The organism is Olsenella sp. CU969, assembly GCF_905219715.1.
GTDB lineage: Bacteria > Actinomycetota > Coriobacteriia > Coriobacteriales > Atopobiaceae > Granulimonas > Granulimonas faecalis.
This window is the reverse complement of record NZ_CAJMXC010000070.1, coordinates 1-10,201: the sequence shown is the minus strand read 5'-3', so window position 1 is coordinate 10,201 and position 10,201 is coordinate 1. Positions and strand designations below refer to the sequence as shown.

Here is a 10,201-nt window from a genome sequence, read left to right as displayed (position 1 = left end):
CCCCTCACTTCATGGCGAGAAATGAGGGGAAATCGGGATTGTTCCCCATCGGAGGGAGCCGCGCGAGGGGCGGGCGTCTCACGCTCCACCCTGCCGCGGCTGGAGAACGGCGACCCCTCTGCCGCAGCGGGTGAGAAGGGCCAGGTGATAGGGCGGCTCAAGGTCTTCTGCGAGGGGCGCAGGGTGGGAACCACGCGCTTCAACCTGAGGCGAGATACTGCCTCTCAGACCTCACTGGACACGATCGAAGACCATGGTGGCCTGGATGCGGTCACCACCACCAAGACCCACGCTACCGCTGGCGGAAGTCGAGATCGTGCGCAGGCGATAACCCCTGGCCGCCTGTTNTGTTGATAACGTTCTCCAGCTCCACAAGGTTGCCGGACCCGGTGCCGAGGAACTTCTCCTTGAGAGTGACCTGCATCACCACGTAGGGACGGTCGCTACCCGAAGCCACCGAAAACGTGGACTCCTTCNTCGCGTTCTCAAAGAAACCATGGNATCCCCTTACTTATGACCCTATACAAGGAACAGTATACAGAATCCTTTNAGAATTAAAAGCATACTGTCGATCTAAAACTCGTTTTGGACATGTAAGGGGTGAAGATGCGCATCGTAATCGATAGATGCCGAGACAGCCGCCCGATAACCTCAAGCCTCGATTTCGAGGCCTACTCCGATATCGCTGGCAATGGCGAATAGGGACCATGGAGCACTTCTACGTGCGAGCTCTGCCCTGTAGGCCTCCCACTGGTTCTCGTGCCGCCATTCTTTCTTGAAAAACGGGTAGTCGCGCCAGTAGACATCCGGTACAAAGCTGACGAGCGGAAACCCGAATCGAACGGCCCCGGCCTTGGGTGCCCCCATCCTGGAGATAGAGCCGTCGTGCTTCAGACGGTTGTTGGCGAACTTTAGTGCGAGTACGGCCGGATTCTCCTTATCATCCTTGAGGTCGGGGCGGACGTCGCAGACCGCGACGAGGGCCCCGACCGCGCCGAACAGGGCGCAGTCCACCTCGACAAGGTCGAGGGCACCTGATTCGGCGGCGTGCCACTTTTCGACCGCGCGCCGCAGATTTGCGTGGTAGCGCTGGGCCATCGCTGTGAACCGGTCGACCTTACGCTCCCAATCCTCCATATGACCCCATTCTCATCACGACTGGATCAGATACATCCGCGCTTATTCGATGTCCATTGACCACGCAGCCGGCCAGTTGTCCGGGTGCGGCAGCTCCTCCAACGGGGGCAGCGAGTCCATGACATCCAAGGTCTCCATGGACACGCGGATGACGCTCTCCAGCAGGTCCACGATGTAGCGGGGGTTGTCCGGCGCANAGAGGTTGGGGTCGTTGACGATTCCACTCTTCTTGTCCGTGGTCACCTTGTAGCGGTCCACGAGCCAGGCGAGGGCGCTCTTGCCGTTGACCACGTAATCCTGGGCCCGCTCGGGGATGCCGCGCAGGGTGAGATTGTCGGACACCTTGAGGACGGTGAAGTCCTTGACGAGCTTGCCGGTCTCCTTGTCGCGCACCTTGCCCCAGGCCATCTTCTCGGTCCGTCCGGGGTTCTCCGAGCAGCCGACCTCCTCAACGGGCCAGGGCTCCACCGACTCGTAGTTCACGTGCAGCTCGCCGAGCTTGCGGCCGGCCTCCTCGAACGCGCGGAAGTCCTTAGCGAGCGGTATGCGGGGCAGCTCCTTCTTGAGGTNGTTGGCAAAGCGCCTGCGGTACTCCGGCGAGTGGAGCAGTCCGTAGACGTAGAAGAAGATGTCTTCCTTGGTGATAGAGGTGTCGTCGTAGGCCTGTTGGAAGACGGCGAGAGCCTCGTCGGTGATGGCATCGTGGCGCACGGGGGCAGAATTGCCGAGAAGGCCGTCGACTTCCGCTTCCTCGTACCAATACAGCGGGAAGCATTGACTGTCCCCTACAAAATGAAGGTCAGGGATGACTGAAGTCAACAATACAGTTCCCCGAGAAATACAAATTGCNANATTCTCGAAACTAAGAGCATGCTGCATTATGCGAACACTACATGTTTCGAAAGATTCCTTCGTCCCCTTGTCCGAAGGGAGCGGGAACAGTCGAGGTTGCAGCAACGTCATTTCGTTCATCACCTTGTCGTAGTACAAGAATTCTTTACAGAAAGGCCTGTAAGAGCCAGCAACCATGGCATTGTCTTTATACGAGATGAGTTTCTTATCATCCACGTAGTCCCGCATGCGCCNAGTCCAGCTAAAGGAAGTGTCATCNCTCGGCACATCCTTACTCACGTCATTCCCATGTATTACGACATTTGTATTATCTACCAAATTATGCATATTTTCAGCTACTAACGAAGCACAGAAGCCCCATGCCCATGCATCTCGTCCGGTATAAATTCCCAAGGACCAGATTTCGAACAGGCCCNTAGGATTCTTTCGCTTCTTAATTCCAATTGGCGCAAACTCATACCACGAATCATCACGCTGGTCGAGCCAATCTCCGTGTCGATCAGGAATGAGTGGAGCCCACTCCGGGTCACCCTCAACAGCCTCTTTGAGAATATCCAGTTTTTGTTGACGATTAAGATAGTTTCCGATGTCACGATACCAAATTGCCCCGTGCTCTTTCGAACCTGGGTTCTTTACCAATAACGTTATCGCGATAGTTGCGCGGGAACCAGAATCGAAGATTTGGCCGCCCTCCCGTTTGGACTCTTCGCCCTGGGTCCGCCGATTACCCCGAAGGTTATACACATAAATCGAATTAAAATCGTCGGTAAAACACTGACGGACGCCAACACCTGCATCGCCTGTTAACCAGCCACCATTGGAGACAAAACACACAACGCCAGATTCTCCAATACGGTCAGAAGCCCACCTGAAGGCACGAATATAGTGATCGTAGAGAGAGTTCTTTAGCCCAGCCTTGCTCCTGTTAGCGTAAGTCTCGGAAATACGGTTATCCAGGGTCTTATACTTTGCGTTTTGAATACCAGTGCCGTCCTTGTCAACTTTCCGGTACGGCGGGTTGCCCACGATGACCGTGATGGGCGTGTTCACCTGCTCCTCGATGCGGTCGCTGTTCTCCAGGAACGTGCGCCGGTCGATGACGTTGTCCTCCTCCCCCAGCTGGAAGGTGTCGCAGAGGAGCGCCCCGGGGAATGGCTTGTAGGCCCCGCCCATGCGGGCGTGGTAGGACTGCTCGATGTTGATGTCCATGATGGTGGCGGCCAAGGGCACGATCTCGTTGGAGTGCAGGTCGTGCTCGTACTTGTAGGGCAGGTCCTCGTCCGAGATGAGGGTGGGGTCCTCGATGAGGCGCGTGAGATAGATGCCCNTGCCGGCAAAGCCGTCGAGGACGTGCACCCCCCTGTCGCCGAGATGCTGGCCGAACTCCCGCTCAAGGGCCNTCTGCACCATGAGGAGCTGGGCGTCCACCACCTCCACGNGCGTGTACACGATGCCCAGCTCCTCGGCGGTGCCCTTGAAGGCCGTGGCAAAGAAGTCGTTGTAGAGCTCCTNGATGAGGTTCTGCTTGGCGGCGTCGCTCTGCACCTGGGAGGCGATGACACGCACCTGGGAGTAGAGGTCGTTGAGCTCGGGGCTGTCCAGCGACGACCTGAGGCCCGCGTCGTAGAGGGCCGTCAGGGCGCGGTCGATGCCGGCCACAATGGGGTTGCCCTCGCGCACCTGGTCCTGGTTGAACAGGGCGTCGAAGATGGGCTTGGTCACCTCGTGCTGGGCCAGCACGTCCACGGCGCGGTCCGCGTCGTANTCGGGATTCAGGGTGCCCCGGAGGCCGGTGAGGAACCCGTCGAAGGCGTCGGCCGCCTCGCCCGGCTCGGCCACGAGGGAGCGAATCTGGTCGGCCCGGGCGCGGGTGACGGCGCCGACATCACCCGCCCACTCGTTCCAGTAGATCTTGGTGCCGCACTTGCGCACGATCTGNGCGCGGATGGCGCGGGCCATCTCCTGGAGGGATTCCTCGTCCTCGCCCAGGAGGAGCTGCCCCTGGTTGGGGTCCACCTCGCCGCGCTTGAGCTTCTCGGGGGCCGTGGGCTCGTAGTCTTCGTCACGGGCATCCTCCCCCACCCGGTGAGCGCGGTGCGCGACGTTCTTGGGCCTGTCGAGACGGGAGGGGTCGAGCACCTCGAACTCGACGACCTCCTTGAGGGACTCGGAGTCGCCCAGGGAGGCGGCGTTGATCTTGGCGTCCAGGCGCTCGTCATGGGAGCGCAGGGCCGAGACCACATCCCAGATGCGGCCGNACTCGCGGCTGGACGAGAGGGCCTCGCCGGGGTCGCTGCCGTCCGCCACGAAGATAGGGATGATGATGTAGCCGTAGCGCTTGCCCGCCGACGTGCGCATGACGCGCCCGACGGACTGGATGATGTCCACCTTGCTGCGACGCTTGGAGAGGTAGACGACGGCGTCGAGGGCCGGCACGTCGATGCCCTCGGAGAGGCAACGTGCGTTGGAGAGGATGCGGCAGACGTCGTCGTCATCGCCGCCCGCAAGCCAGTCGAGGCGCTCGGCGCGCTCCGGGGCGGTCATGGTGCCGTCCACGTGCCTGACGNCCACCCGCNCGTGACGGCCGCCGTCACCGGAGTCCGAGCCCTCCTCCTCCATGCCCTGGAGGTAGGCGTCCACCACATGCTGGAACTGGTCGGAGAGGAACTTGGACGCGGCGATGTTGGCCGCGAAGGCGATGGCATGGTGCAGCACGCGACGGGTGTCTTCGCCCTCGACGACGCCGGCACCCTCGATATCCATGACGCCGCCGGCATGGGTGCGGTCGAATAGCGCCTTCCACACGCCGAGGAATCGCGCGGCGTCGGGCATCTCGATCTCGTTGGCGTTGTTGGCGACGAGACGCTGGATCGACCGCGGCATCATGGACTGGTCGACCTGCATGGCCACGAGCTTGTAGTCGGTGAGCAGGCCTTGGTTGACCGCGGCCCCAAAGGAGAGCCGGTGGCAGATGCGGCNGTAGANCTCGGGGTTGTCCATGGACGCCACGAGGCCGTCGGAGACCTTGGCCATGCCGGCGAGCTTCTCGTCGTCCTTGGTCTGGTAGACCCGGGGCGTGGCCGTCATGTAGAGACGGCGCCGGGCGTCGATCCAGGCGTTGTCGTGGACGCGCACGAAGGCGGTCTCGTCGGCCTTGCCGTCCTCGCCGTGCATGCGGCCCGTGGTGCGGTGGGCCTCGTCGCAGATCACGAGGTCGAAGGAGGGCAGGCCCGCCTCCTGGGCCTCATGGATGACGTCGATGGACTGGTAGGTGGAGAAGACGACGTTGAGGGCGCCGGGGTCGGCGCGGAAGCGCGANGCCAGAAGGCCCGAGTTGGTGGTGGCGGGATACGGCACCATGGAGAGGGTGCCGTAGGACTCGGCCACCTCGGCCGGGTCCCCCTTGCCCAGGCTCGACGCCTTGGGGTCGGAGCACACCACGTAGGGGTTGAGACGGCCGCGCACCTGCTCGGCCCAGTCGCGCATGGACTGGGCCACGAGGCTNATGGACNGGGCGAGGAAGAGCACCGTGCCGCCTGGCACGAGCTCCTCGGCCAGGCGCAGGGCCGTGAGGGTCTTGCCGGTGCCGCAGGCCATGACGAGGGTGGTGCGGTCGGCCGTCTCGAACTCGGCCTTGACGGCGTCGATGGCCCTGCGCTGATGCTTGCGGGGCTCAAAGACCAGGCGTTCGCGGCCCTGCCGCACCTCCTCGCAGGTGAGGTGCATGCCGTTGGTGTAGAAGTCCTGCCACGGGAGGTTGGACCGCTCGATGTCGTCGAGGCNGATGCGCACGACGTTGTCGTGCTCGTTGATGTAGGCCTCGAGGTTCTTGGTGAGCTTTACGGCGGTGTCCGCAAGGACCCGGTAGGTGTAGACGTCCTCCGTGGCCTGCATGAAGAAGGTGGCCACGGAGCCCTCGGACAAGGCGGCGTCCGTGTAGCACTTGGCCTGGATGGCCCAGTACTCGCCGGTCTTGGCGTCACGGGCCACGAGGTCGATGCCCACGTCCTGCTTGCCGTTGTTGGTGGGGGCGTCGGCCCACATCCAGACGCCGTCGAACCTGTCGGCATAGAGCGGGTCGTTCTCAAGGAAGAACTTGACGGCCCGCTCCCAGGCGGTGCCCTGGTCCTTTNTGTTGACGGACTCCGCGACGATACGGTCGAAGACCTCGCGGACAGATAGGTTGACCTGGCTCTCTCCCACGCTTNCGTNCTTCGANCGGACGCGGCAGGTGGCCCAAGGTCACGAAAAGGTAGTCGTTTTGAGAGGGTATTATCTGAAAATGAACCGAAGTAACTACCTGCACATTTCGCGGCGGGTCAGCACTCGAGAAGGCGCTTGAGGGGGCTCCTCAAAACGACTACGTTCTGCGAAGTTCACAGGAGAAGCGCAGACGGCCCCACCGTTCCCGGTCAACCCGTCGTCTGGGCGCAGGCGCCGTCCTCGGCCCTCCAACGGTCGAAGGTCGAGACGCTCACTTGGAGGCGACGGGCCGCCTGCCTGCGGGTAAGGTCGCCGCGGAGGAACTCCTCCCTCACGGCCTCGTAGCAGTCGGGGCGCGCGATCCTGGGGCGCCCGAGGTGCTTGCCGCGGGNCCGTGCGGCGGCGATGACCNGGGCCTGCCGCTCGCGGATCTTCTCCCTCTCGAGATGGGCCACGTAGGCGAGGAGCTGGAGGACGATGTCCGAGATGAAGGCGCCCGTGACGCCCTCGGCGTCCGAGCGCGTGTCCAGCAGCGGCATGTCGAGCACCACGATGTCCACGCCCCTGTCGCGCGTGAGCTCGCGCCACTCCGCGATTATCTCGTCGTAGTTGCGGCCGATGCGGTCGATGCTCAGCACGTAGAGGACGTCGCCCGCCCTGAGCCGCCGCTTGAGACGGCGCCACCCCGGNNGGTCGAAGTCCTTGCCGCTGGCCTTGTCCTCGTACACGGCGTCGAGCCCCAGCTCCGCGAAGGCGTCAAGCTGGCGGTCGAGGTTCTGGTCTGCGGACGACACGCGCGCGTAGCCGAAGGAACGGTGGTCCATGGCGCCCTCCCCTCGCGATCCATGGGCAAAGACGCGGCACCGGGGCGACGCGGGAGGGGGTCTCTCTCCAGTATAGCGTACATCTGTTCTGTTTTGGGAGGGCTGGCAGGACCGGTGCAGTATCAGTATCATGATTTGCATAGCTGATACCGATCTAGCCCACATGATNCCGAAAGGAGCCCTCCATGCACCTCTTCGAGTACCCCTGGCCAGAGCTTGCATCGGACCCGACCATCCTTGGGCTCCTCGCAGAGACCGAACGCGGACGCGGCGCATGGGAGGCTGTCAGTGACGGAAGGGCCGCACCCCTCTCCTCCATGGCATCAGACACCAGGATCATGAGCACCCTGGCCTCCAANGCCATCGAGGGAATCCGCACCACGCCCGAACGCGGCCTTGCCGTGGCCGGAGGCATTGCAGCGCCGTGCACCCATGACGAGCGTGAGATCGCGGGCTACAGGGACGCGCTCACCCTCGTGCAGGAGAACCACGGCGCCATGGAGCCCACTCCCGGGCTCATCCTCCAGCTGCACCGCGACCTTTACAGAAGGAGCGGGGAGTCCATCGGGGGCCGTTTCAAGGACAGCGACAACGTCATCGCGGAGGTCGGGCCCGACGGCGCCCTCTCCACGAGGTTCAAGCCCGTCTCCGCGAGCAGGACACCGGATGCCGTGGAGGAGCTCTGCCGGGCATGGTCGGCAGCTCATGAGGCCGGCGGCGTTAGCCCGCTCCTCCTCTGTGGCGCCTTCGTCCTCGACTTCACCTGCATTCACCCGTTCTCGGACGGCAACGGACGCATGAGCAGGATCCTGACACAGCTCCTGCTCCTCAAGGACGGGTACGACGCCGTGCTCTACTCCCCCCTCGAGGCCGTCATAGAGCGCCGTCGTCCCGAGTACTACGACGCCTTGCAGGCATCCTCCATGGGATGGCACGAGAACGCGTCGGACCCGAGGCCNTTTCTCGCCTTCCACCTCGAGGCCTTGACGGAGTGCCAGCAAGAGGCTCGCCGGAGGCTCGAGGGCCAGGGAGGCGCCCCGACATCCAAAGGCGACAGGGTCGTCGAGTTCATGGCCTTCCACCAAGGCCCGTTCCGGAAAGCGGACATCTTGGCCGCCCTGCCAGACATCTCCGAGATCACGGTCAAGAGGGTGCTCGCGCAGGCCCGGCGCGACGGCTTGCTGGAGCTGCTGGGGTCGGGGAGGTCGTCCGCCTACCTGTGGAGGGGCGACGTGGGCCGCCCGTAGACGACCCTTCGGTGAGTGAAAACCCGCTCACTGAAGCCCCTGGACCCCCAGAAACCGCTCACTGAAGCCTCTGAAGCCACTCACCGAAGCCCGCCGCCACCTACAGCAGGTCGTAGGCGTCCACGTCGATGGCCNCCGAGACGCCCCGGCTGTNCACCGCCGAGCAGGCCCTGGCCAGAAAGCCGCCCAGGTCGCCGTCCACCGGCGCCTTCACCAGCACGTGGCGCCGCAGGCGGTCGGCCACCTTGCCCTTCACGCACTCCGCCGGCCCCACGACCTGCCAGCCCTGCTCGCCCTCGGCCTGGGAGCGCAGCGCCGCGGCGATCTGGTCCACCACGCGCTCCACGAGCGCCTCGTTGACGCCCGACACCACCACGTTGCCCAGCCGCCTGAACGGCGGGTAGGCGGCCTCCTCGCGGTCGGCCAGCTCGAAGGCCCTGAACGCCGCGCGGTCGTGGCCGGCCACGCACGTCACGGCCGGGTGCGTGGGCCAGTAGGTCTGCACCAGCACGCGGCCCGGGTCCTCGCCGCGGCCCGCGCGGCCCGCCACCTGCTCCAGGAGGTCGTAGGTCCTCTCGGACGCGCGGAAGTCGGGCAGCTTGAGGGTGGTGTCGGCGTTGATGACGCCCACGAGCGTNACCTCGGGGAAGTCCAGGCCCTTGGCTATCATCTGCGTGCCGATGAGCACCGCGCCGTCCGCCGCGTCGAACTCCTCGAGCAGCGCCTGGTGGGCCCCCTTGCCCCGGGTGGTGTCGGCGTCCATGCGCACGACGGGGGCGTCGGGCAGCATCATGCGCAGCTCGTCCTCCACGCGCTGGGTGCCCACACCGTAGGCGGCGAGGTAGCGGCTGCCGCACGCCGGGCAGTGCGTGGACGGGTTGGGAAACGCCGCCTGGGGCCAGGTGCGNCCGCAGGAGTGGCAGGCGAGCTCGTGGGTGCGCTCGTGGTAGGTGAGCGCCGTGGAGCAGTGCGGGCACGTGGGCACGCACCCGCAGTCGCGGCACATGAGGAACGTGGCGAACCCGCGGCGGTTGAGCAGCAGCACCGATTTGTGCCCCGCCTCGAAGTTCTCGACCAGGGCCTTGCGGAGCGGTGCCGAGAACGGCGAGTTGTTGTNGGCGGCAAACTGGCTGCGCATATCCACGACCTGCACCGCGGGCAGCGTCGCCCCGCCGGGGCGCTCCTCCATGGTCACCGACGTCCACGAAGCGCCGCGCCACGACCCGCGGGCGCAGCGGGCCACCGCCTCCATGGACGGCGTGGCGCTCCCCAGCACGAGGGCGCCCCCGCGCAGGCGCGCGAGCTCCGCGGCGACGTNACGGGCGTGGTAGCGGGGCGCCTGGTCCTGCTTGTAGGAGTGCTCGTGCTCCTCGTCCACCACCACGAGGCCGAGGTCGGCCATGGGCGCGAACAGGGCCGAGCGGGCGCCCACCACGACGCGGGCCTCGCCGGAGCGGATGCGCTCCCACTGNTCGCGGCGCTCGCCGGTGGAGAGCCTCGAGTGCAGGATGGACACCGTGTCGCCGAAGCGGCTGCGNAAACGTCCCACGGTCTGGGCCGTGAGCGAGATCTCGGGCACGAGCACCACGGCGCCCCTCCCCTGCCCGAGCACCCGCTCGATGGCCGAGAGGTAGACCNCCGTCTTGCCCGACCCCGTGACGCCGTCCACGAGCACNACGCCGCCGGAGCCGTCGGCCACGGCGGCGTCCACGGCGTCGAGGGCCTGCACCTGGCCGTCCGACAGGCGCTCCGGACGGGCGGCCCGGGCGCTGGAGAGCGTGGTGGCCGGGTCCTGGGTGCGGCGGCTCTCCACCACCACGACGCCCTTCTTGGCCAGCGCCGTCACGGCCCCCTGGGCTCCCGGCACCACGGCCTTGAGCTCGGCGAGGCGCTGCGGCCCCTCGGCGAGGGCGGCGAGGAGCTCGCGCTGGCGCACGG

Annotated in this window: 5 protein-coding genes; 1 reads left to right on the top strand and 4 read right to left on the bottom strand. The window is 65.0% G+C overall.

Annotation, left to right across the window (positions count from 1 at the left end):
* Positions 1-651: 651 nt before the first annotated feature.
* The 3 genes from JX283_RS06855 to JX283_RS06845 all read right to left on the bottom strand — a co-directional run bounded on the left by JX283_RS06855 (position 652) and on the right by JX283_RS06845 (position 7,016).
* Positions 652-1,137, bottom strand: coding sequence for a hypothetical protein (locus JX283_RS06855; RefSeq protein ID WP_204407056.1), 486 nt, complete (start codon positions 1,135-1,137; stop codon positions 652-654).
* A 42-nt stretch (positions 1,138-1,179) separates the two neighbouring features.
* Entirely contained in the window at positions 1,180-6,192 is a 5,013-nt protein-coding gene (locus JX283_RS06850; RefSeq protein WP_204829909.1) for a type ISP restriction/modification enzyme, read from the bottom strand.
* A gap of 209 nt (positions 6,193-6,401) precedes the next feature.
* On the bottom strand, positions 6,402-7,016 hold the full coding sequence (locus JX283_RS06845) for a recombinase family protein (protein WP_204829908.1): 615 nt from the start codon (positions 7,014-7,016) through the stop codon (positions 6,402-6,404).
* A 317-nt stretch (positions 7,017-7,333) separates the two neighbouring features.
* On the opposite strand from JX283_RS06845, the gene JX283_RS06840 reads away from it, so the two are divergent.
* On the top strand, positions 7,334-8,263 hold the full coding sequence (locus tag JX283_RS06840) for a Fic family protein (protein ID WP_204829907.1): 930 nt from the start codon (positions 7,334-7,336) through the stop codon (positions 8,261-8,263).
* Between the two features lie 100 nt (positions 8,264-8,363).
* On the opposite strand, the gene priA is transcribed toward JX283_RS06840, so the two are convergent.
* On the bottom strand, positions 8,364-10,201 hold a 1,838-nt coding region (gene priA / locus JX283_RS06835; RefSeq protein WP_204829906.1), incomplete at its 5' end, for a primosomal protein N'.